At 65.3% G+C, this 22,156-nt stretch carries 22 protein-coding genes and 2 pseudogenes; 9 read left to right on the top strand and 15 right to left on the bottom strand.

The annotated features are described in order from the left end of the window. Window positions 1-144 precede the first annotated feature (144 nt). From JL475_RS33985 to JL475_RS41790, 3 genes are all read left to right on the top strand, one after another. The gene (locus JL475_RS33985; RefSeq protein ID WP_202282067.1) at window positions 145-1,230 is read left to right on the top strand and encodes an integrase core domain-containing protein; all 1,086 of its coding nucleotides are present in this window, start codon (window positions 145-147) and stop codon (window positions 1,228-1,230) included. Continuing rightward, window positions 1,227-1,487: a transposase family protein gene (locus tag JL475_RS33980; protein ID WP_368860250.1), complete on the top strand. Its 261-nt coding sequence runs from the start codon at window positions 1,227-1,229 to the stop codon at window positions 1,485-1,487. The genes JL475_RS33985 and JL475_RS33980 overlap by 4 nt, the downstream gene beginning before the upstream one ends. A gap of 418 nt (window positions 1,488-1,905) precedes the next feature. Next, entirely contained in the window at window positions 1,906-2,469 is a 564-nt protein-coding gene (locus JL475_RS41790) for a DUF4254 domain-containing protein (RefSeq protein ID WP_368860251.1), read from the top strand. Here JL475_RS41790 and JL475_RS33970 read toward each other — a convergent pair. The 6 genes from JL475_RS33970 to JL475_RS33945 form a co-directional block, all read right to left on the bottom strand. Then, window positions 2,426-4,432 carry an aldo/keto reductase gene (locus JL475_RS33970; protein ID WP_202282064.1) on the bottom strand — a complete coding sequence of 669 codons (2,007 nt, stop codon included), beginning with the start codon at window positions 4,430-4,432 and terminating at the stop codon, window positions 2,426-2,428. The genes JL475_RS41790 and JL475_RS33970 overlap by 44 nt on opposite strands. Next, the gene (locus JL475_RS33965) at window positions 4,432-5,556 is read right to left on the bottom strand and encodes a radical SAM protein (RefSeq protein ID WP_202282063.1); all 1,125 of its coding nucleotides are present in this window, start codon (window positions 5,554-5,556) and stop codon (window positions 4,432-4,434) included. The genes JL475_RS33970 and JL475_RS33965 overlap by 1 nt, the downstream gene beginning before the upstream one ends. 6 nt (window positions 5,557-5,562) lie before the next feature. Next, window positions 5,563-6,711 carry an HEXXH motif-containing putative peptide modification protein gene (locus JL475_RS33960; protein ID WP_202282062.1) on the bottom strand — a complete coding sequence of 383 codons (1,149 nt, stop codon included), beginning with the start codon at window positions 6,709-6,711 and terminating at the stop codon, window positions 5,563-5,565. Between the two features lie 367 nt (window positions 6,712-7,078). Continuing rightward, the gene (locus JL475_RS33955; protein WP_202282061.1) at window positions 7,079-7,315 is read right to left on the bottom strand and encodes a hypothetical protein; all 237 of its coding nucleotides are present in this window, start codon (window positions 7,313-7,315) and stop codon (window positions 7,079-7,081) included. A 485-nt stretch (window positions 7,316-7,800) separates the two neighbouring features. Continuing rightward, a complete protein-coding gene (locus JL475_RS33950; RefSeq protein ID WP_202282060.1) occupies window positions 7,801-9,027 on the bottom strand; it encodes an IS110 family transposase in 1,227 nt (408 codons plus the stop codon). 239 nt (window positions 9,028-9,266) lie between these two features. Further along, window positions 9,267-10,364, bottom strand: a complete 1,098-nt coding sequence (locus JL475_RS33945; RefSeq protein ID WP_202282059.1) for an integrase core domain-containing protein — start codon at window positions 10,362-10,364, stop codon at window positions 9,267-9,269. Between the two features lie 910 nt (window positions 10,365-11,274). On the opposite strand from JL475_RS33945, the gene JL475_RS33940 reads away from it, so the two are divergent. After that, window positions 11,275-11,760, top strand: a complete 486-nt coding sequence (locus JL475_RS33940; protein WP_202282058.1) for a helix-turn-helix domain-containing protein — start codon at window positions 11,275-11,277, stop codon at window positions 11,758-11,760. Further along, complete coding sequence (locus JL475_RS33935) at window positions 11,757-12,077, top strand: helix-turn-helix domain-containing protein (protein ID WP_202282057.1); 321 nt, start codon at window positions 11,757-11,759, stop codon at window positions 12,075-12,077. The genes JL475_RS33940 and JL475_RS33935 overlap by 4 nt, the downstream gene beginning before the upstream one ends. Before the next feature lie 378 nt (window positions 12,078-12,455). Here JL475_RS33935 and JL475_RS33930 read toward each other — a convergent pair whose 3' ends face one another. The 4 genes from JL475_RS33930 to JL475_RS40630 form a co-directional block, all read right to left on the bottom strand. Next, window positions 12,456-12,800 carry a hypothetical protein gene (locus JL475_RS33930; RefSeq protein ID WP_237409061.1) on the bottom strand — a complete coding sequence of 115 codons (345 nt, stop codon included), beginning with the start codon at window positions 12,798-12,800 and terminating at the stop codon, window positions 12,456-12,458. 191 nt (window positions 12,801-12,991) lie between these two features. Continuing rightward, window positions 12,992-13,264 (bottom strand): hypothetical protein, encoded by a 273-nt coding sequence (locus JL475_RS33925; protein WP_202282056.1) that lies wholly within the window; start codon window positions 13,262-13,264, stop codon window positions 12,992-12,994. Beyond that, on the bottom strand, window positions 13,264-13,497 hold the full coding sequence (locus JL475_RS33920) for a hypothetical protein (protein ID WP_202282055.1): 234 nt from the start codon (window positions 13,495-13,497) through the stop codon (window positions 13,264-13,266). The genes JL475_RS33925 and JL475_RS33920 overlap by 1 nt, the downstream gene beginning before the upstream one ends. 461 nt (window positions 13,498-13,958) lie before the next feature. Further along, entirely contained in the window at window positions 13,959-14,441 is a 483-nt protein-coding gene (locus JL475_RS40630) for a hypothetical protein (RefSeq protein ID WP_237409060.1), read from the bottom strand. Between JL475_RS40630 and JL475_RS33905 the strand changes: the two are divergent. Both JL475_RS33905 and JL475_RS33900 read left to right on the top strand, forming a co-directional pair. Then, a pseudogene (locus JL475_RS33905) lies at window positions 14,440-14,969 on the top strand (DUF6233 domain-containing protein). The gene JL475_RS40630 and the pseudogene JL475_RS33905 sit on opposite strands and share 2 nt — an antisense overlap. 50 nt (window positions 14,970-15,019) lie before the next feature. Beyond that, the gene (locus JL475_RS33900) at window positions 15,020-15,520 is read left to right on the top strand and encodes a HEPN domain-containing protein (protein WP_202282054.1); all 501 of its coding nucleotides are present in this window, start codon (window positions 15,020-15,022) and stop codon (window positions 15,518-15,520) included. 30 nt (window positions 15,521-15,550) lie between these two features. Here JL475_RS33900 and JL475_RS33895 read toward each other — a convergent pair whose 3' ends face one another. From JL475_RS33895 to JL475_RS33880, 4 genes and pseudogenes are all read right to left on the bottom strand, one after another. Further along, complete coding sequence (locus JL475_RS33895; RefSeq protein WP_307825246.1) at window positions 15,551-16,111, bottom strand: hypothetical protein; 561 nt, start codon at window positions 16,109-16,111, stop codon at window positions 15,551-15,553. Between the two features lie 192 nt (window positions 16,112-16,303). Continuing rightward, a pseudogene (locus JL475_RS33890) lies at window positions 16,304-16,532 on the bottom strand (XRE family transcriptional regulator); the annotation flags it as partial. A gap of 2 nt (window positions 16,533-16,534) precedes the next feature. Next, complete coding sequence (locus tag JL475_RS33885) at window positions 16,535-17,668, bottom strand: hypothetical protein (RefSeq protein WP_202282053.1); 1,134 nt, start codon at window positions 17,666-17,668, stop codon at window positions 16,535-16,537. A gap of 39 nt (window positions 17,669-17,707) precedes the next feature. Continuing rightward, a complete protein-coding gene (locus tag JL475_RS33880) occupies window positions 17,708-19,087 on the bottom strand; it encodes a competence protein CoiA family protein (protein ID WP_202282052.1) in 1,380 nt (459 codons plus the stop codon). A gap of 910 nt (window positions 19,088-19,997) precedes the next feature. On the opposite strand from JL475_RS33880, the gene JL475_RS33875 reads away from it, so the two are divergent. Then, complete coding sequence (locus JL475_RS33875; protein ID WP_202282051.1) at window positions 19,998-20,150, top strand: hypothetical protein; 153 nt, start codon at window positions 19,998-20,000, stop codon at window positions 20,148-20,150. A 139-nt stretch (window positions 20,151-20,289) separates the two neighbouring features. On the opposite strand, the gene JL475_RS33870 is transcribed toward JL475_RS33875, so the two are convergent. After that, entirely contained in the window at window positions 20,290-20,517 is a 228-nt protein-coding gene (locus JL475_RS33870; protein ID WP_202282050.1) for a hypothetical protein, read from the bottom strand. Between the two features lie 277 nt (window positions 20,518-20,794). On the opposite strand from JL475_RS33870, the gene JL475_RS33865 reads away from it, so the two are divergent. Then, window positions 20,795-22,012 carry a hypothetical protein gene (locus tag JL475_RS33865; protein ID WP_202282049.1) on the top strand — a complete coding sequence of 406 codons (1,218 nt, stop codon included), beginning with the start codon at window positions 20,795-20,797 and terminating at the stop codon, window positions 22,010-22,012. Window positions 22,013-22,156: the final 144 nt, after the last annotated feature.

The following is a 22,156-nucleotide window of genomic DNA, read 5'->3' as shown; positions in this document are numbered from 1 at the left end:
CAGGACGTTGCCGTCCTGGTCGACGGCCCGCCACAGGTACTGCCACGTTCGGCGCTTATTGCAGCGGTGTGTGCGTGTGGGGCTCGTAAAGTCATCGCCGCAGGTCGAGACGGTGGAGCGTTCGCGGCTGGGACCATGTCCGCCGTGATCCTCTCGATGCTGTACAAGGTGGCCCGCAAGCTGCTGTCCGTTCCCGGGGTGCTGCTGCGCCGCGACACTTCCAAGGACGCCGAGTTGCTCGTGCTCCGGCATGAGAATGCGGTGCTACGGCGTCAGCTTGCAGGGCCTGTCCGCTACGAGTCCGCAGACCGGTTCTGGCTGGCCGCCCTCTCCAACCTGATGCCCCGCTGCCGCTGGCGCGAGGTCTTCCCCGTCACGCCCGGGACCCTGCTGGCCTGGCATCGCAGGTTGATCGCCGCGAAGTGGGACTACAGCGCCCGACGCGCCCGCACCGGACGGCCACCGACCAGTGCCGCCCTCAGGAAGCTGATCCTGCAGCTTGCCCGGGAGAACCCGGGATGGGGGCACAGGCGGATCCAGGGCGAATTGGCCCGACTTGGGCATCCGATCGCAGCCTCCACGGTCTGGAAGATCCTCCACATGGCTGGCATCGACCCGGCTCCGCGTCGTACCGGCCCGACCTGGACGGAGTTCCTCACCCACCAGGCCGAAGGCATCATCGCCGTCGACTTCTTCCACCTCGACACCGTCCTCGGCCGCAGGCTCTACGCGCTGGCGTTCCTCGAGCACAGCACCCGGCGCCTGCACATCGCCGGCGTCACCGTCCACCCCACCCGCGACTGGGCGGTGCAGCAGGCCCGGAACCTGGCCACCGATCTCGGCACACGCATGGAGTCTTTGCGCTTTCTCCTCCGTGACCGCGACAGCAAGTACGGGCAGTCCTTCGACGCCGTCTTCGAGGCCGAAGAGATCGAGATCCTCAAGACAGCGCCGCGGGCGCCCCGGATGAACGCCCACTGCGAGCGGGTGATCGGCACTATCCGGCGCGAAGCCCTCGACCACGTCCTCATCATGAACGAGGCCCACGCCCGGCACGTCCTGGCCACCTACCAGCGTCACTACAACGAACACCGCCCCCACCAGGCCCTCAACCAACTCCCGCCCGGCGCCGACCAGCAGTCCATCGCCGTGCACGAATCTGAAGGCCGCCGACTCCTGCGGACCCGCGTCCTCGGCGGCCTCATCAACGAGTACCGATACGCGGCATGACCTGCAGCGACGACTTTCCGAGCCCCACAGGCTTCCGCCACCCGGTCAAGAGGCCCGCGGGCGGCGAACTCACCGAAGCCCAGCAGGCCTTCAACAAGGTCATCCGCGGCATCCACGGCGTGTGCGAGCGAGCAAATGCCCTGCTCAAGACCACCTTCAAGGCCCTGCGGCGGGTCAGCCTCGACCCCAGCCGGATCACCCAGATCGCCGCCGCGGCCCTCGTCCTGCTCCAGCTCGAGTGCGACCGCACCATCTAAACGATCACACAGAGTCATGATCGCTTACTGCGAAAGGCTCACTGATCCCGGCACAGCGTTAGAACGAACTACCTGCCTTGATCGCTTTGACAGGTTCCGTTGCGGACGCCCACGCCATCACCCGATCAGTGGCCACGCTGAAAGGGCTCAGTGGCATCGATTGCCTCCCGGTGCGCACGACGTCACTTGGCTGCTCCGAGCTATCCGGGTTCCAGGATGGTGAGCTTTATCCCGCGCCCCGTCGAGATGGCGTCCCGCCGAGGGCCCCATCTCCAAGACGTCACTTCGCGCCCCAGCGGCCAACCAGACGAACCATCTAACGCCTTGGAGTGACCTCGCGGTCTTTCAGGTCACGAACTCGGTCGCGTGGAGGGAAGCCTCTTCTGAGGTATCGGAAATATGAGTGGGCGGTGACCTGATGGCGTTGACTCCGAGTGAAATTGTGCATGGCCTGGCCACGAGCCTGAATCTACCGATGGACACTATCGGTACCCTAATCCGGGTACACGAGCAACTGTGGGAACTTGAAGACGAGGCTCGGTGCCCTGACGCATCGGACCAGACCGTCGCGCAATGCAAGCGCCGGATTGACCAGGCGAATGCCTCTCGACATGCACTTATCAACGCCGTAGATGCAACGCTACCGAACATTGAACTGGATTCGCTGGGATCACTCTACCAACAGACCGTGGGAGAGCTCATTGACTGCCTCGTCGTGCTACAATTGAAAGTTGGGAATCTCCAGACGTTGGTGTCGGGGCAGCGGCTCGGAGTGACGCGTCGGGAGGAATGTGCGAGGAATCTTGGCATGTGCCACCGAAAGACACAGCATCTCGCGCTCGTCGCCGACCAGCTGGTGACCGATCTGCACGCCGGTCGGGCGATGCTTCCGCCTCGGGCGGACCCGAAGCTCTACCTTCATGCCGAACTCCGCGGGCTTAGTGGGAAATTTTCGTCGCCAGGCATGGGAACTCACTCCTGAGTACGGTTTCAAAATTGGCGAGGTGCTGTGGTGTCGTAACCCCGACCAGCGCGCATGTCACCCCTGGGATGGAACGGGCCACCTGCAGCAAGCTGGTAGCGGGATCGCGAATACCGAGGAGGTCACCGACGGCCGCTCCAAGGGCCTCGATTCGCCCGCCCCCATTGAGCGGTGTGCTCGCAAGTACCATCATTTCTCTCGTTTCCGCCCACTTCAGGGCGGAAACGAGAGTCCCGTCTTTTGCCGGCGATTTCCGATGAGCAGGTACATCGAAGCCCTCAAGTCGGCTCGCACTCACCGGCAGTTCGATTACCCGGAAGTGGTGTTGCCTACCACCCACTGCAGTGGCAACCTCCCACAGATCGGCGAGGTCTAGGTGGTGAGGATCGCTCCGGGACACTCGGAGGGCCTCGGCTGTGCTGATTCCGTAAAGGCTAAGTTTCCCCTGGGAAACCAGATCTTCAAGCAAGGTGAATGCCGACTCCAGGAGTTGCCAGAAGCTTGCTCCGGCATATTGGACGGCCTCTTCAGGGTTATGCAGGAGGAACGCGTCCAGGCCGTCGACTCCTAGATAGCTGCATTGCCGTTCGAACTCCCACCTTAGGTAGTCAGCTCGCATGCAGTGGCCGTTCTGTGTCCAGCCGCGACTCCGGGCCGCCGCTGAGAAATCGAGGTGTTCTGTGAAGCCGGCCTTGCTGCATAGGAACACCTCATCGCGGGCAACTGTTCCAGCCGCAAAAGCGCGCCGAAGGCCGCGACCAACTACGGCACACGCCTCACCTCCCCCGTAGTTGCCTCCCATGTCCACCACATTGCATCCCATTTCCAACGCCTTCAGCAGAACATCGACTGCATCGAGGTCACGGCTGAACGAGAAGCGAGCGGTGCCGAGTCCCAGCGTGCTGAGCTGCATGTCCTGCCGCTCCCTGAAGGGGGCTTCGCCGCCATGCCGTAGTGCGACACGGCGTGTCCCCGCTGGTGTTGCCCTGCCTGGAACTCGGCCAGCGGCGGCTGAGCGCGGTGCATCTGACAACGTGGCGAGGGCCGCCCGTACAGTGTCCACCCGGAGATCGGCCGCTTCAGCAGCCGTCAAGTGACAGTGTGGTGCCCAGCGCAGACCGAACTCAACTGGATCAGTCGAGAAGAAAAGGCCGACCGAAGGCACCCGGGCGAGATCGGCGGCGTGTAGGAAGCAACTATCCACGCCGACGAAGAGATCAGCGACGCTGGATAGGGCGAAGGCGTGATCGAGTGGCAGCCCCAGGCCGTGCAGCACCCGGTCGGCCAACGGCTCAGTCGGATCGATGGGCAGGGGTTTCAAGCTGACGTCCACCGCCACATCGGCTTGGTTCATGCTGAGCCAGCTACGTAGGAAATCCACCCACCTCGCGTCTGTCCACTCCTTGTCTGGCTTCGTTTCCCGATGGATTACAAGAAGCCGTCCAGCTGAGACCTCGTCACGCAGTCCGCGCGCCAGGCGCATTGCGCCGTCCGGGTATGCGGGTGGATGGGCGAAGGACCCGATCCGCAAACTTCTGTCGAACGCTAGCAGGGTCCGGAAAGCGAGTTCGCTGCTGTGGCACGAGAAATCGAGCGGCACCATGTCTGTCCAGGCCCCATTGCCCAACCCGACCGCCCGCTCAGGCGCCAGGGCGTCGACGAGAAGGTCGAGGGACGGCGAACGCCAGGGGTTGAGAGAGACGAAGGTCCCGACCTCGCCGAAGGCCTCGACGGCGCCCGCGACCTCCGCCGAGTCGAAGTGATAGCCATCGCCCAGATATGTGGCGTCAACCTCTACCACACCCCGAGCTGGAATGTCCCGGAGATAGGTTTCGCGGGCACCCCGCCGGACGACCAGTACGAACGAGTCCTTTCCGATCTGAGCCAGGGCGCGCAAGGTAGGAAGGTTGAGCAGATAGTCTCCCCGCGCGTTCAGCAAGCAAGCGACGAAGCTGGGTCGCATCAATTGTCCCCCTGGCGTGTCTTAATGGCTTCCGACGCGTGGTCGAACACCTTCTTCAGGTCCCTGCACCAAACGGACGGGTTGTCGAAACCATTCCGTGATGCGTACCGATGTGGCAAGTAACCGCCGCCGCAGACAGACGCGAACCGACAACCACTGCACTGCGTAGGAAGGCCGAACCCTGATGTCAGAGCGCGCGCCGCCAGAGTGTCCTGCCTGGAAAAGTCCGAGAGGCGATCGCGGAGAACGTTCAAACCGGTGTCGGCGAGCCCGTCCTTACCTACCTTCAGTGCGTCAAGTGCCTCAACGGTCCCGTCCGTCTCCACAACGATGTATTTGAGCTGGCGGTTGCCAAAAGTGTCCGTCATCCCGGGACCACCCATAAGACGCTCTACGATGTCCCAACAGATGGCGATCACGACTCCTGGGTCGTCCTTCTCGAACCAGGAGTCGAAGATGGGAATCAGGTAATCCGCCACCGGTGTGACGCCGTAGTGCCCATACCATCTGGCGAAGTCGTCGTGTGAAACGTCTGGAAGCAAGAAACTCATACGCCGCACGTCAAGCGACAACAGGTGCTCGAAGACCTCAAGGCCGTCCGCCCCAGGAGTGATCACTGTCAACGTACCGACATCCAAACCCCGGTCCTGCAAACGCCTAATCGAAGCGGCGACCCGGCTCCAGCTCCCTCTACCGTCGTGCCCTTTCCGCACCGCATCATGGATATGGGCAGGTCCGTCGATACTGACGCCCACTCCGACTGACCCATCGATGAGCGCGTCCATCCAGGCATCCGTGATTACCGTGCCATTGGTCTGAAGCGAGATCCGCCGGAGCTTCGGACCCAGCCGGTCACGGGCCTGGTCAACGTAGGAGCGGAACATCGGAAGCGGTAGCAGCGTCGGTTCTCCACCGTGCATGACCAGGCTTACCGCATTCGAAGAGTTAGCCGACGCCGCCTCGTCCGCTATCCGAATCGCTCCGTCGAAGACGTCCGCTGACATGAATTTCGGCCGGTTTCGGTAGGACTGGTCTGCATGCTGGTAGAGGTAGCAGTACTCGCAGTTCAGGTTGCACCGAGACGCGAGTTTGACGATCACCGTGTTGACCTCAGGGGCGACCATGACTCACTAAACCAGCCGAAGGGCGTCACGCAACGGCTGGTAGAGGCCGAGGCCCGTCTCCGTCAGCGCCCTTGTCGTCTCCAACCCCTGCTGCAGCTGTCTCAGCTGCTGAACCACATCCGCCTCGTTGGCTTCAATGGCGTTCCGCGGGCCGGCACCAGAGGCAAGGAGTTCCCTCATCAGGAGCACCACGTTGCCGAACGCGTGGTACGCGAGCAAGATGTTGGCGATTGGGCGACCCGTCTGCTTCACCGGCGACCAGTACAAGGTGGTGTCAGTTCCGTCATCGACCGATCCTGCACGTGTCGCCAGATAGTAATACTGGTGCGAGCATTCGTGGACCAACATCTCGGCCAGCGCTAGTGGATCCCCGTGGGACACGTGGACGAAACCTGGCAGTTCGCGGCTGCTTCCGCTTTCCATAAGGCCGCGACCTGGGTCGGTGAACGCCATGTGCCGGAACACGCCCGCGACCCACGATAGGAACATGGGACTGTGGCAGCGGAGCAGCTCCTCTGCTGCGGCCAACTCCCGCTCAGCCCTGGCCAGGTCCGTTGATAGATTCCATGGCTCACGCGTCAGGAATTCGATACCTCGTACCGATCGGGCGTCTTGCATAGAGCTCAGCCGTACTTGGAGGCCACCGAAGCCGACAGACCTGAGCAACGAGTTGTCGGGGCCCTCGTTCCGGCAGACAACCCATCGGCCGCGTTCGCCCTCTGCGGTCTGCCCGCGAACCTCATATCCGTCGTCACCGGCCTCGACGCTTGCCTCTGTCAGATTGACGACGGTGGTATCGCCAAGCCGTAGGCAGACGGGAGCATTGAACGACGCGTGCCAGCGTCCCGCAACCCCTCGATCGTGTGCCAGGATGGCGAGTTGCGATGCGGCTGCGACCAGACTTTCGTGGGCGCGTCCCCGGACAGCCGCCTCGAAGGCACCGAAAGGCGGAGACCAGCCGCCGCCCAGTCCGACAAACTCAGTCATCACTCCAAGAAGCTCTGGAGCAGCTACTCCCATTTCCTCTTGGAGATCGCCGACTACCCCCTCGAGAGTGATTCGGCTCTGCTCGTCAACAAGCGTACGGACAACGCTCTCGCGATCACCTACGGCCGGATGAGAAAGTAGAGATGTCGCAGCGGTAAGCAGATCCATGTCGACGTCCAATCAGAAGCGCCTGCGATTCGCTGGACACCCTACCGCTTATGGCCATCGCGGCATTTACATTCAATGCGGCGAGTCGCTCTCGAATCGTACGCCACTCTGATGACGCAATCGCTGGCGACCAGTCCGAATCGGAGGTATAGCGAGGAACTCCGCCAGACCGAACACCTAGGGCCCCGGTATGCGTCTTCGAGATAACCTCCGGGGCCCTCCGGCAAAGGAGAAGGCGGCAACCGTCCTATGCCGGCATCCGATGACTCTCACCCTCGATGGCACGTTCGGACATCCGAACGGAGCAGTGGAGGTGTCGTCGCACCGAGCCATAGTGACGCCCAATCAGCACAGGAAAAAACACGTGTCATCGCTTCTTCGGCTGTGAGCCCTCGCCGAGCAGCTCGGAGACGCCGGGCGGCACGGCGTTCACGAGGGTGCAAACGTTTTTCGCGTAGCCGTCGCCTGCCGTATTCTTCCCATAGCAGTCTGTCGCGTCGGCGACCGTGGCGTTGACGCTCAGAGACGCGACTCTTTCTCTAACCGCATCCAGAATAGCGTTCTGCACAGCGTTCTGCACTTCCGGACCTTCGTTCTCAGCCATAGATTCCCCTTCAACTAGTGGAAGGTCGTATCAGGAGACCTCCGGGATACTTCTCAGGGAAACCCTTTGAGGCGCTACTGTCAACTTATGCGATCCGAAGCCACTCCCATGGCGCAGCGCTGCCAAATGGCCAGTTGCGCGGGCTCCACGGCGAATGCGGGCACTTCCAACTTGCGCGTGTTGGGCTCTGTAGCCAGCATCTTCGGCCGTAAGCACTCCACCCCAAACACAGTGGTGTGCCCCGGTTCTGATGGAGTCGGGATGCTCGACAGTTGGAGTTGGTGAGCCATTCTGCAGCCACTGAAGTTTCCCCATGATCTCGGACACGTGATTGTTATGCCGCGAGGGCGTGCTGATGCCGCTGCCTGGTCTCGGCCGGGGTGAGGTAGCCGAATGTTCGGTGCTTCCGCAGGCGGCGGCGGTTGTAGAAGTGTCCTTGCCGAATACCTCATCCATGCTGGTCAGACACCCCATGTTGTTTGGTGTCAAGCGGCATGGGGTTGGGCGTGGTGTGCCCAGGCAGTTGCTTCGTCGTAGTGAGTGCGGGTTTTGAGGCATCCGTGGAGGATGCCGACGAGGCGGTTGCCGAGCTGGCGGAGGGCGGAGTTGTAGCCGGCTTCACGGGCTCGCTGCTTGTCGTAGTAGCGGCGGGCGCCGGGTGAGACCCGCAGGGCTGAGAACGCCTGGCGCTGGAGTGCGTCAGCGAGCCGGTTGTTGCGGACATAGCGGGCCTGGACGGTGTGGCTCTTGCCGGATGCCCGGGTGACGGGGCTGGTGCCGGCGTAGTTCTTGCGGGCCTTGGCGGATGCGTAGCGAGTGGGGTCGTCCCCGAACTCGGCGAGCACCCGGGCGCCGGTGATCTCTCCGATGCCAGGCATGGAGAGGTAGATCTCAGCGTCCGGGTGCGCGAGAAAATGCGCCTTCACCTGCTCTTCCAGCGTGGCTATCTGTTCGTTGAGGGCGATCAGGAGACGGGCGTGGGCGGTCGTGGTGGCCCCGTAGGCGGCGGCCACAGGTTCGGGCAGTTCCAGGTGTTTCTCACGCAGCGCGGCCTGGATGGCCCCGGCTTTCTGGTCCCGGTTGTGGCGTCGGGCGCGGGCCAGGACGGCGGTGATCTGCGTGCGGGTCAACCTCGCCGCTGCCTGCGGGGTGGGCGCCTTGACGAGCAGTTCCAGCGCGTCCGTGCTGGTCAGCTCCAGACTCGCGTAGGCGTTCAGGGCGGCGGGAAAGTACTCGCGCAGCGTGTTGCGCAGCCGCTGAAAGGTGCGGGTGCGTTCCCAGATCAGGGTCTGGTGGGCGCGGGCGACGACCTTGACGGCCTGGGCCTGGTCGCTGTCGCCGGCAACGGGCCGCAGCTGGTCACGGTCGATGCGGACCATGTCGGCCAGCGCGTGGGCGTCGCCCTTGTCGCTCTTGGCGCCGGAGGTGCCGTACCGCTCCTTGAACCGGGCGACCTGCCGGGGGTTGATCGCGTAGACCTGGTAGCCGGCGGCGAGCAGGGCCTGCACCCAGGTACCGCGGTCCGTCTCGATCCCGACAACCACATCGGCCGGCTCGAGATCCTCACCGGCGTGCCTCGCCACGAGCTCGTGGAGTTTGGCGATGCCTTCCGCGCCCTCGGGCAGCCTCACGGTCGCGAGGCGGCGGCCCGTGGTGTCCTGGACCTCGACGTCGTGATGGTCCTCGGCCCAGTCGTCGCCGATCAGCAGCAACTCTTCCTCCTGGTCAGGTACTTCCCTACTCGTGCAGCCCGCGGAAGACACGGCACGCGGCCTAATGGATCCAGTGCTCACGCTCAGCTCGGCGGGCACGCCACCCCATCAGCGGTCATGGCCTTCCGGCCGACCAGCAGGGGCACGGTCTGACCACAGAACTCGTACTGGTTCCGGCCACATAAGTGCTCACCTGCTGGCGGCTACGGCACCGAGTCTCTCCGACCCGGCAGCTCCCATTAGGCCGCATGTTGGTACTCGTGGAGGGTGCCGCCAAGCCGCGCTCGCCGTCGTATGTCCAGATAGGCGATCCGGTCCGGGGCCTCGATCGGAGCGGGCAGCGGGTGGAGGGGGCGGGCGTTCGCCAGGCCCTGGTGCGGCCTGTGCTCGTTATAGAACGTCTCGAACTCGCGCAGGGCGTACAGGAGATGGCGCTGGTTCCAGATCAATGTGCGGTCCAGCAGCTCCCGCCGACAGGTCTGCACCCACCGCTCCATGATCGAGTTCATTCTCGGTATCCGGACGCCGCTGAGCACCACCTCGATACCCGCGTCCTTGAGTACCTCGTCGAACAACCGCGGGAACTTCCCGTCCCGATCCCTGATCAGATAGCAAGCCCGGCAGCCGACGCCCTCGAGGTCCATCACAAGATTCTTCGCGGCCTGGACCACCCAGGAGGCGGTCGGATGCGCGGTCGCGCCCAGGATCCGAATCCGGCGGTTCGCGTGCTCGATCGCGGCGAACACGTACAAGCGGACCCCGGACGGGGTGACGGTTTCGAAGAAGTCGCACGCCAGGAGCGCGTCGGCCTGGGAATGCAGGAAGCCCGCCCAGGTGCTCGAGGCCCGCTCGGGCGCCGGGTCGATGCCGGCCTCCTTCAAAATTTCCCAGATGGTGGAGGCGGCCACCGTAACGCCCAGAACGAGGAGTTCGCCGTGGATGCGGCGGTATCCCCAGTTGGAATTCTCGCGGGCGAGCCGCAGCACCAGCAGCCGGATGGAGCGCACGGTCCGCGGCCTTCCCGGGCGCTTGGGCCGGGAGCACACAGCGTGGCGGCGTGCGACCAGATCGCGGTGCCGGCGCAGCCCAGTGTCCGGGCGCACCACCAGCCGTATCCTGCGCAGCACCTGCGAGGGCAGGCGGTGCGGCAACGCCGCCAGGAACGCGCGGTCGTTCGGGGAGAACCGAACCTTCTCGCCACCGAGCTGGCGCTCCAGCACCGTGATCTGATGCCGGAGGGCGAGGATCTCCGTGTCCTTGTCCCGGTCGCTCATGGGCAGCAGGCGCAGCACGGCGAACGCGTTCGTCACGGTCAGGTAAGCCAGTCGCAGCAGCACGACCAGCCATCATGCCGGGCTGATCGCCGACCCCGCGAGAGCACCGATTCCAGCGTCCGTGCTCAAGAACCCGCTCATCCCGCGCACCGGCTCCCACCTCGGCGGATGAGGTTTTCGGCAAGGGCAGCCTCACCCGCCAGACAGGGTAGAGGTGGCGTCGCCGTACGTGGTCAGCTGGAGTTGTCCGGGACGGACACAACCGGGTGATCATGCCAGCGGAACCTGGAAGCGGAGCCCGTACTCCTCGGGTGCCAGGTGCCAGGTGCCAGGTGCCAGGTGCCAAGTGGCCCGGATGGGGCTTCCATCCTCGAGACGGGACAAGCTCGCCCAAGAACAGCTGCTGCTTGCCGACTCAGCTACCCATCACCTCATCAGCCGCAGAAAGCCCGCCCACGACGAGGGCTTGCCGTACGACCAGGTGCGCGTATGCCACCTCAGCCATCCGTTCAGCCCAGCCACGCTTCCTTACTGCTACGTCCTCGGCCGCGAGATAGGCGACACCGGACAGGTCAGCCGCAGCGGGCACCCCGAGGACCGGCGGCGGAGCCGACGGCCCGCAGGGTGACCCGTACGGTGCCGCGCGGGTCGGGCCCCTTTCAGTTGCAGTAAGAACACAGAACCTAGGCAAGCCTCTGACCTGCAAAAACGCGAGATTCAACCCGACTCGGAGATCGGCATACCCGACTGGGGAAACGGCATTCCCGACTCTGGAGTCGGGATGATGCGACTCGGGGATCGGGATGTCTCGACTTGGGGATCGTGTTGGTTATCTATGTGCTAATTAGTGATGGGCCCACCGACCCGACTTCACAGCGGCATCACTTAGCAATCCGGTAATGTTCTATGTGGTAAGCGATCCTGCGTGTCCGTCGGATCGGTTGCCGTTCCGATCACGTCCCGGAGGGATCGCATGGCGCAGCCAGCCAGAAAGGTGCTCACGTACCTTGATCGGGTCACAGGCGAGCTGGAAGAGGTACCCCAGGCCCCTTATGCCTTCGAGGGGCCCCACATCAACGTCGGCATCCGCAGGGGACGCGAGCTGGCCTCGGCGGCTTCGGGTCTGACCGACCGAGAGTTCAGGGTGCTGGTCTGGTACTGGTTCGCCACCGAGGAGAGCCAGGGTGCCGTGATGATGACGGGCGCCGACGTCGCAAAGGAACTCGGGATGAGCCCCGATACGCTCACTCGGACCGTGAAAGTGCTGAAGGCAGCCCGGCTGCTTGTTGAGGCAGGTGGCCTCGGCCGTACGACGTTCTACCGATGCACGCCGTACCTGGCGTTCATCGGCAGCGGCTTTGCACACCGCGAGGCCGTGAAGGACTGGAATCCGCCGGAGACCACGGTGCGACAGCCACGAGATCACCGGCGGAAGACCAAGAAGGGCGACGAGGCATGACCAGGATCAACAGCGGCGACGACGTTCAGCGGCTGCTGAGGATGACGGGCGGCATCCTCACGCCGAACCAGCGGATCGTGGTCATGCTGTATGCGTCGTCCGAGCAGAACCCTGACGGCACGGTCATGATCCGTGCGACGAAGCTGGCGGAGATCGCGGGCATGAAGCCGCCGGTCTTCTCCCGGACCAGGCGCGAGCTGGTCGAGGAAGGCTGGCTGGAGGAGCGCGGCAACATCGGCACTGTGAAGGTGTACCGGCTCAGCCCCGCGAAGATAGGCGATGTCGGCGGCCGGCATCTTCACGCGGTAGGCAGCTGAGCTGTTGGCTATAAGCTAAGCGACCCGACTCCCGAGTCGGGTCGCTGTACTTCTTGGCCCCTTCATGGCACCCCTTGACCAGGGCGGGTGTATGGAAGGGAGCGCCGCACCACCACGAAGAATGAGCTCCGCTTTATACGAACGCACCTGTGTGCTGCCGACCTCGGAGTGTCAACGCTCTCTGGGCCTCACATCCTCGCACCCGACCACTGATCACCCGCAGCTTCTCGGCCACCACCATGCTGCACCAAGGTCGTCTACGGGCCAGGCCTCGTGCGAGCCCGGGGCGCACCACCAGCCGCGCCCCCGGAGAACGGCGGCCGTCAGCTAACGGGTGCAAGGGTGCAAGACCGAGTGGGACGCCCGGCGTGGCCGCGGCTACAGACGCAAGGCGAGGGTCTCGCAGTGGGCCAGGGGAACGGTCGCCTGGTACAGGTTGCCCTCGGCTGCGTTCCGGGAAGCCATCTCGAGCATCAGCGCGATGCTGTGCAGTGTCTCGTCTCCGCCGTCGGCCGCGTCTTCGCCCAGACGGGTGCGCAGTACGCAGTCGGCCTGGTCCAGGACGTCGGGCCAGCCCCCGGCGTGTGTCTTCGGGTCCACCCCGGTCAGGGGCGTCAGCCACAGGTCGGCGTGCGACTGGAGCAGCTGCTCGGTCGGTCGGTAGTCCAGGACGGACCCGCATACAGGCGCGTCCCGTGGGTGTCGGCCGCGGTTCCGGGCCACCTGGGCAGGGCCTCGGAATGGGCGGGGCACAGGAGCACGAGCCAGGCCGGCGGTTCTTCCGGAGCTCCATCGGGGCCCTGCCGGAGCGCAGTCGCTGTGGCGGGACAGTCCAGCACCTGGCGGAACGCGGTGAGCTGTCGGCCGGCGGTGAGCTGTTTGATGTCGGACGGCACCTTGGGCTCCTTCGGCGGCTAGACCTCGATGTAGGCGACGACCACGATGGTGCGCAGCGCGGTGACGAAGTACAGGACACGTACACGCTCGAGTTCGTCGGTGTACTGGCGCAGCTGGGGGCTGGCGGATTCGCCGGGGATCGGCTCGCCGACGTCGGGGTCGACGGAGATGACGACCAGGGCGCGGTCCAGGGCGTGAAGGTCCGCCTCACTGGTGATGTTCTCCAGCTGCTTGGCGGCGGAGTCGGAGAAGGCGATCCGGGCGCGGCGCGGGCCGTGCGGCGGGGCCATCAGGCGACGGCCGGGCGCTGACGAGCGAGGCGGGCGAGGTGGGCCTCGCGCAGCTCCTCCCACGGCGTGCAGTTTTCCATCGAGGGCAGGCCGTTGGTGGCGATGTCCTCCAGAACGGCGGCGAGCTGGTCGGCGTTCTCGCGGGTCCTGGCCGCGTAGGCGCGGACCGATTCGGCGGCCGCGGGCTCCAGCTGCTGCCGGGCGTGGTCGGCGGGGGACGGCTGTTCGCTCATCGAGGGCTCCAGGGGGCAGAACTGGCGTCTGCTCCAACGGTATCGGCCGCTCCGGGCCCTGGGGACCACTCCGGACGAACCGGCTCGTACGAGGGTGCGGACCCCGGACCCAGCTTCCGGCCCCGTTCGGTGGCCACCAGGGAAAACAGCGGTCTCAGGACCCAGGGACCTCGGTCCTGGTCCCTGGGTCCTGATGACACAGATCGGCGGACTGTTCAGGCGGGCGAGGGAACCGCCGGATCCGAATGCGGACCGTAGTCGACCTGGGAGGGTTGTCACGCTGATCGGCGAGGTGGCCCAAATCCGGGGGTTGGGCCCATGGCTCCGGACTGGATCGCCAGCGTGACAGTCCAGTGTGACAACCGGATCGGTGTGCGTGACACGGGTGAGCGTGACAGTCGCCGACGGTGATCACGGGCTGAGGCTGGCCGCGTGCCGGAGCGGGCCGTGCGAATACTGCGCTACGACCGGGCGCGGGCGAGGAACACGGCGAGTGCACCGGCGGCTTCGGGCTCGGTGGTGGCGAGCCCGGCCGCGAACGCCAGCTGGTCGACGCCGACACCGGGAACCAGGCGGGCGAGTTCGGCGAGCAGCGCAACGTGCGCGAGGATCGACGACGTGAGAAGGCTGGCGGCAGCCTCGCGGGCGGCCGGGCCGCGGTAGTGCCCGAGGTACGCGGCCAGGGCCTTGGTCGACCCCTTCGCCCGCGTGAGAAGGAATTTCACCTGTGCCCTTGCAGATTTCGGCGCGGGGCGGGTGAACACCCCTCGCTCCGCCCGCGTGAGGGCCTCCAGAAGCTTGCCGCGGCGCGGGGCCGGCTGCTGCTGCTCGTCATCGCTCATGCCGGCCAGTCGGCCATGGGGAGCCTGTGGATGGAGACCGGTGTCCGCGCAGGTCGCGCCGGGCGTCGGTGTCCCGGCGTCCATCCGTACGGTGGGGGGCATGACGACGTCCTCCGCTCCCGAACCGGTGCCGGTGCCCATCCGGGTGCTGCTGCCCGGGGACCAGGAGGTCGTCGCCCACCTGTGGTCCCGGCGGCAGGCGCCCGATGGTTGGAGGTACGAGGTTGGCCTACCGGCGTACCGCAACGGCTCTGGGGACTCGGTGGAGCCTGCCGAGTACCGGGTCTGGGTCCGCGCTCCGGACCACGTGCGCCCCGTGGACGGCGTCTCGTACGACGGCGTGCCCACCGAGTACCTGAAGCCGCTCTTGCCTGTCCAGGAGGCGCTGGGGCCGCGGCGGCCGTCCGGCTGGGTGCTCGCGAAGGCTGGCGGCCGCGGTCCCGGCCGGGCGGAGTCGTGCACGCCATCGACTGCGAAGAGGCGCCGACCGGAGCGCCGGTGCTGCCGCTGGAGCGGGCGCTGGGCGCAGCAGAGCAGCCGGGGGTGCGGCTGTGCGCCCTGTGCGGTGCGGCGGCCGAACTGGACCCTGTGCTCAAGGGGTTCGACCACATATCCGGGAGCGAAGCCTGACGCTCCGCGCCCGTAAACCGGTCCGTCCGGGGCGGGGCAGAATGCCCGGCATGGCCTATCAGAGCCTGTTTGGCGACGTGGACACCGAACACGAGTGGCCCGACGCTTTGTGCCTGTCCCGCACCCACTGCGCGGACGCCTCCGAGGAAACGCTCGATGAGTTCTACCGCGGCGCCATCGCGCTGATCGACGCTGGGATCCCGCAGCCTGCCTTCTTCCTCGCCAGGCAGTTGGCTGAGCTGGCCTTGAAAGCCCTACTCGCACCGGACCAGGTGTGGGGCCATGACCTGGGCAAGCTACTGAAGCGGCTGGAGAAGAGCGGCGACGACTTGTTCACCGACGGCAATGATCGACGCCTGATCATCGACTTCATCCGGGACCTGGACAGCCGCGATCCGGACGGGGATGAGGGCCGCTACCCGACCAGCTCCAAGGGAGCGCCCTCGCTGGCTGCGGTGTGCTGCGCCAACCCTGTGCTGTTCCGCAAGTACGTCGACCTGCTCTTTCTCTACACGCAGGGCCGCATCAGCCGTGTCGGCCAGGCTGTCTGAGGAGCGGATTCGCGGAGCCTGAGCGGCGGGTCAGCGGCGGGTGACGGTGTAGCCGGTGTCGTTGACGGCGGCGGTCCATACGTCGCGGTCGAACCACTTGGTGATGTTCGGCTGCATCTCGGTGATGGTGCGCATCCTCGCTTCCCAGTCGTGTCCGGCCGGGCCGCGGCTGCCGTCGCAGCCGGTGCAGCCGTCCTCGCCGTGGATGTGGCCGGCCATCCAGGCGTTGACGGCCACGTTGATGATGACCGCGTACAGGTCACCGCCGGTCTGAGCCAGAGAGTCCGGCACCCCGGCGAGGACCAGGGCGAGCTCCGGGTTGTCGATCGGCGGCATCGGGGCCTGCCCGACGCCCTTCTCGTTGCTGCTCTCCTTGTAGGAGGACACACTCTGTGCGAGCCGGTCGGCCGTGACGGAGGCGTCGAAGTACCGCCAGGCGGAGCGCACCTGAATCCCGAGCCGCTCCGCCACGGTGGTGATCTGCTTCTCGATCGTGTCCTCCACGGTCGCCGGCGCAAGGGTCACGCCCCGGCGGGCCAGCTCCGCGAGCGTCTGGGCAACGGCTTCCTTGAACGCCTTGGTGTTCCGCACGAGCGCATCGTAGGCGGGCGGGAGCAGCCGCCGGACGGCTTCGCCTGTATTGCTCCGGTGCAGGTGACTGAGGCGCCGCAGCGTCGTTGGAGACAGGGCATCGCATGCATGACCATCCGACCCCCGCGGATACGCGAGCGAGCCCCGGACCTGCATTGGTCCGGGGCTCGCGGGCTGTTCGGGGCGTGGCTGCTACAGCTCGAACTCGAGGTGCTCGATGTCCGTGAACCGGACCTCCTCCAGGGAGCCGGCGCGACGGCCGCCGTCATGGAAGTACACCTCCTTGAGCGCTTCGGCCGCGATCTCCCGGAGTTGCTGGTCGGTGGCGCCGGCCTCCTGGGCGTCGAAGAGGCGGACGGCGTATGACGGTCGGCAGGGCGACGGTCAGGTGCCGAATGCGGTCCTGGTCCGTCGGCCCAATCTTCATGCGTTCTGTGGCTGCTGGACGACAGGAAGGTGAACGAGCACACCCTGGAGTAGAGCGTTCAGGTACGTGCGGGGCGGGAGGTCATGCATGTCAATGCGACTCGGATGGATGTTGATCTGACGGTGCAAAACGTCATCAGCGCCGTTGCGGAAGTCGGCGAGCTTCTTGACGTACGCCTTGTCGGTCCTCCCCCACGAAACGTTGGCGACTACGCCTTGGAACGTGCTCTGTCCGAAGGCCGGCGGCACGTGGTCGAGGATCGCGCGCAGCAGCATCTGACAGGTATAGGGGTGCTCGTCGGCGTAGTTGGCGTTGAGCTCGCGGACCAGGGCGACCAGCTTGTCCACGCGGAAGACGGTGTCTTTGTCCTCCAGGTCGGTGATCAGCCCCTCGTCGACGTACGGGCCTGGCGTGGGCTGGGGCACCGGGGCCGGTAGGGGGGTAGCGGGCGTCGGGAGCGACGCCCCGGCCTGGGCGGTGATGAGTCGCGCGGTGGTACGTACGTACTCCATCAGCGTTGTGGCCTCCCTGTACTGGCGTATCTCCCGGCGCAGCTCGCGCCACCAGTTGCCTTCCGCCGTCGTGCCGCCGCTGGATCCGCCCCATGTGGCCGGCTCCAGCGCCAGGATGCCGGGAAGTCTGGCAGCGAAGCCCTCGGGCAGCCCAGGGAGTTCCCGCTCGATGTCCGCGATGGTGAAACGTGGCTTGGCGGCTTCCTGAGTGGAGATCGGTGCGCTGCGCTGCACGACGATCAGAGTCTGGAGAACCTGCAGGAAGGGAGCGCTGACGTACGGCCGGAGTTCGGGCACGTGTAGGGCCGCCGCGATGGTGAGAGCGGGACGTTCGTCGTCGGCGATGTGGGTACCGATGTGCGAGGTGAGTCCGTAGGACGGGCCGACGTGGCCGTTGGATCCGACGCGTGGCAGGGAGCGGATCAGCTCTTCGGCATCGAGGTCCTGCCGGTCCAAGGTGGCGACCGTGAAGTGCCACACCGGCCACGTCCTCTCCATGAGGTACTGATGCGCCATGGTCGTCAAGAGCGTCGTCTGCTCCCGGGACAGCGTCGCCGCCAGATTGTTCAAGGCATCCATCTTTCGATCAGGGCGCGATCCGCACCGCTCAGGAACCAAGGCAACATCGACCGCCCATCCTGCACAACGGGTTTGGTCTCAGTACATGGAGAGCTGCTCGTGCTCGGGGAGGTCGTAGTGGGTGATGCGGCCGGCCAGCGTCTCATCGAACTCCCTCATCTCCTGGGCGTTGCGGACAAGGACGCGCTGATACGCCAGCTGAGGTGAGAGGGAGACCAGCCCAGGGCACGGACGCACAATTCCGTACAGGGCGTGGTGCCGGCCACGCGAACACACGGGCACTCCGTACGCGAAGTGGGCCGCCATGCCCGGCTTCTCAGGAATCTCCACCCGCAGCTGCTCCTCACGCCAAGCCCGATCGGCCACTGCGGAGAACAGCTCCTCCATCTGCTTCCGGGACAACCGGCCCCACCACGCCTTCGCCGTCTCCAGAGCCTGGCGCTCCTTCTCCTCCTGCTCAGCCTGCTCGCGCGCACGGCGGGCCTCCTCCTCAGCCCGCTGCCGACGCCACTCCTCCATCCGGACCCGGTGTTCTTCCTCCTGCACCTTGCGACGGCGAGCGGCTTCCTCCGCACGGCGACGCCGGTCCTCCTCCAACTTCTTGCGGCGGCGTTCGGCCTCGGCTTCCTGCTCCTTCTTACGCGCTTCGGCTGCTTCCTTCGCCTTCTCCTGCCGCTGGCGCATCTGCTCGTGCTCGGTCTGAGCGCGGGAGGACTGCCGCGAGGTCCACCACAGATCCCGCCGGAAGATCCAATACTGGTCGTCGACGACCCGCGTCACCCTCCGGTAGCGCGGCAGGCTCCGGCACGGGGAGAGCTGTCCGTGCAACACCCAGCGGACAAACTGCTTCAGTTCCTCCTCCCGGACAGCCCAGCCGCCGGCACGGAAGTCGAAACCGGCGACTCCGTCATCGACCACCCACGGCTCGTCCGCTTCCGGGGCCCGCACCCGCACGGCGGGCACCGCGCCGATCCACTGCGGCGGCTTCTTGTGCGGGGACACCCAGCACACCGTGATCCCTTCCGCCCGGTACCGAGCTGTCCGGGCGCGGATGTCCTCCACTGTGATGGGCGACAGCTGCGCCTCCCATGCCATGCGCTGGGTGCCGTCCGGCGAGGACGCCATGACATCGGCACGCCAGGAGCCGTCTTCGGCCGGCACCTCGAGTTCGGCGTACCAGTCGGCCGCGCGGATAGCACCCGCCAGCTCCAGCTTGAGCATGTGATGTTCCCACGACTCATTCGACAGCTCGCACGAAGGCGGCCTGCCCGGGTCGTGACAGAAGAACCGCACCCCGCTCGGCGAGTGCTTGGCGTGAACGCCCCATCCGCACTCGGGACAGGAGAGCTCTACGCGAGGGCGGACTTTGTGGACGTGCGTCCAGTCCATACCGCAGCCGAGATCGAACAACGTGGCATCGAGGCGCCCGGCTTCGGGGTGCAGCGCGGTGAAAGGCATGAATCGCATCTCCTTGCGATCCGGCGCGTATCGCGGCGTATCTGACACGACACCAGATATCAGGAGCCACTGACAGTCCCTTTTCCGCCCGCTCCTGGCGGTAGGTAGCAGAGCGCAGAACCAAAGAGACATGGACTCGGAGACGTGTCCGCAGGGAATCCGTACCGCTTCGCAGTCTCGGATGAGAGCCGGAGAGACCTTCGCGCGAGAAGTCGGATGCTCCGATCTTGCTGAAGCCACCTGCTCCGGCGAAGAGATCGACGATGAGTTGCTTCTCAACACTGCTTTGCGTGGGGTTCCATGCCACCGATTCTGAACCTCAAAGAGGACTCTGCAACGCGTATCCGAGCGTTCTCAACGCCTCAACGGCTTCTCGCGGGCACAGCAACGCTTCACCGTTCACATTCGGCCGCCACACATCGCCAGCGGTATCGCCCCAGGTAGGAGGCTTGCACCCGTCGGCGGGTTGGCAACTTGCGGGCCATTAGCACATCTCGCGGGGCTCCGCTTGGGTGCCTTCCCCGGGCCGTTCCTGGCCTTTGGTGGTCGCCAAGGCAGGGGGAACCTATCGCTGACATGTGCGTAGGCTTCTGATCCGACGACAGCAGTGGAGCCCGCGGGCTCTGCAGCCGCGCCAACGGTGCTGCCGTCACCGCATAGTTCGACCGCTTCAACCGGAAGGAGACAAAGCAGTGGCCCCCTGCGCCAACAAGGGGCCACTCGCATAGTCCGACAGCTCCACCCCGTACCAGAACGCATTCCAAGATGGGAGAAGAACCATCAGTTCCAAGCCCGAGCCTACGGGGCGCCGCGTCCTGCCGTCGAGTCAAGGCGGCTCGTGCGCGCCCGCAGGCATAGCCACGCAAGCCCGTCACCTCACCTCCTGCACGACCAGGGAGAGGCGGTTTTCGTGAACAACGACCAGATCAGCGTGCGCATGATGGTGCTGTTGCTGGTAGGCGCGTTAACCGTCGTCGTCGCTCTCAATCACCCGGCGCTCGGTGCGGCGACCGGTGTCGGGGTCGTCGTTGTCACCCTGCTCAACGAGCTGATGGGCAGATAGTCGGCGACCATCGCGGACACGCGAGCGTGCCCCGGACCGTTGGTCCGGGGCACGCTCGCGTGTCCGGGGAGCGCCCGTACAGGTCGAACTCAAAGTGCTCGATGTCGGTGAAGCGGACTTCCTTGAGTGCGTGCGTCTGTCAGAGAAGACCGAGTTCTTTCTCGAGCATCACGATGAGCGTGGTGAGCGCGATGAAGGAACCGCCCGAGTAGCCCAGGCCTACGAGCGGGGCGCCGCCAAGGTGCTGGCAGAGAACGTGAGCGACGAGAGCAGCGACGACGCCGCAGAGGAGACCGATGATGATGGCCATGACCTTCTTGGTCTGGTCCTGAGGCGCGGGCGTGATGTGGGGAGTTGGAGTGGCCATGAGCCTTCCCTCCTTGCTCGTAACCAGGGCCAGCTTCTAAGTCGCTGTCCCAGCCGCGGGTGCGGCATGGGGCGAGCAGACCGCAGGTGGTGCCCATGCCTCCATATCAAGATCACCCCTAAATGATTCTGAACGCCGTTCACCGCGTTTATGCAGGTGAGGGGTGCTTGGTCCGTTAGCCGTTCACCAAGATTCTTTCGCGATGCGCCGTTCTCTGGTCGCGAGAGGTCCTTGCTGCGGGATCCTGTGCTCACCGAAAAGGGGAGGGCATCAGCAGATGAGTACGGTCAGAGCATGGCGGGATCTCCTGAGTGACGTGGGACAGGGCGACTGGCCCAGGTATCGGGAGGCTCTCGACGCCTTCCGTGAAGTCCCGCCCGTGCTCGTGTTCTCCAAGCTGCCGGATCTCGGTGATCAGGTGGTGAAAGACGTCAAGGGGTTGGACAGGTCTCCGTCGGTGGGGACTTGGAGCAAGCTGTTCAGTCCCGCGCTTCTGACAGCCCCGGACTGGCGGTACGTCGAATTGCTTGTCCGGATCTGGGCCAAGCAGCACGACCAATCTGTCACCCAGCTCCTCGATGAGTGGGCGCAGGCTTATCGCAGGTGCGGTGGCGATCCCGGACCACGGTTCGTCTCTCCCGCTCAGGAGCCTGGTCCGCCTCAGTCCGCAACGCTGTCACGGAGCAAGATCGTCTTAAGTGCGGTTGCCGCTGCGGCAATTGCCGCGGTCTCACTCATCGCGTGGCCGAACGGCGACGACGCGAAGGACAGCTCAGGCCCAAGAGCAGAGTCCACGGCATCGTCGAAGTCCGGCAACAGCAACGGGCCACTACTCCTGACCACGTCATGGCCGACGATCATGAACTGCGACGGAGCAACATCTGTGGCGATGCCCGCCGGGGGAAAGCCGCTGGCTTCCTTCCTCACGGATGATCAAGATTTCCGAATTCCCGTCACGGCCAGCGGAGGAGGGACATGGGGAGTCGGCCACCTGTACCTCACTCTGAGCGCCAAGACTGGCAAAACCCTGATCATCGACGACATCAGACCCGCGACACGATTCCCCAAGAAGATCGATCCGCCCGCGTGGGTCGCCGAGGTCCAAGGTGGATGCGGGGATATCTACGGTCGAGTGTTCGAATTCGATCTGGATGAGCCACTACTTGATGATCGCGGCGTCGTGGGCCAACGGGGGAGCGGAGATGCAGAAGCCCCGCCCAACCCCCTGGGTCCTGGTTTCACAGTCAGCGCCGCCGACCCAGCGATCGTCCGTGTGGACGCGCAGGCATGCAAGGGCAACTATGAGTGGAGCCTCCTCGTCAACTACTCCTACGACGGCCATAAGTACTCCAAGACAGTCGGCCCGTTCCGCTCCATGAGCATGGCCGGCCAAGAAACGGTCGGCTACCTACCTGATCCGGCCACCGGCGTCCTCAGCGAAAACAGCGAACCGGGCCCAGCACCTACGCGAGCAGTGGGGTGCCCTGCAACATGAACAGGCTCCCCTGACGCGGGGCCCGTTCATGTAAGACGCCGACGGCCCGGGGGCGGTCAGTCCACTGTCCGGGCTAATAGTCGGGTCGCCCGGGGGAATCTCACCCCCGGGCTCCCACGGAACCGTACGTGACAGTCTCCCGTC

The sequence above is a fragment of the Streptomyces sp. M2CJ-2 genome, from assembly GCF_016757295.1.
GTDB lineage: Bacteria > Actinomycetota > Actinomycetes > Streptomycetales > Streptomycetaceae > Streptomyces.
Note: the sequence above shows the minus strand (reverse complement) of the source record. Positions and strands in the feature narration are given on the sequence as shown.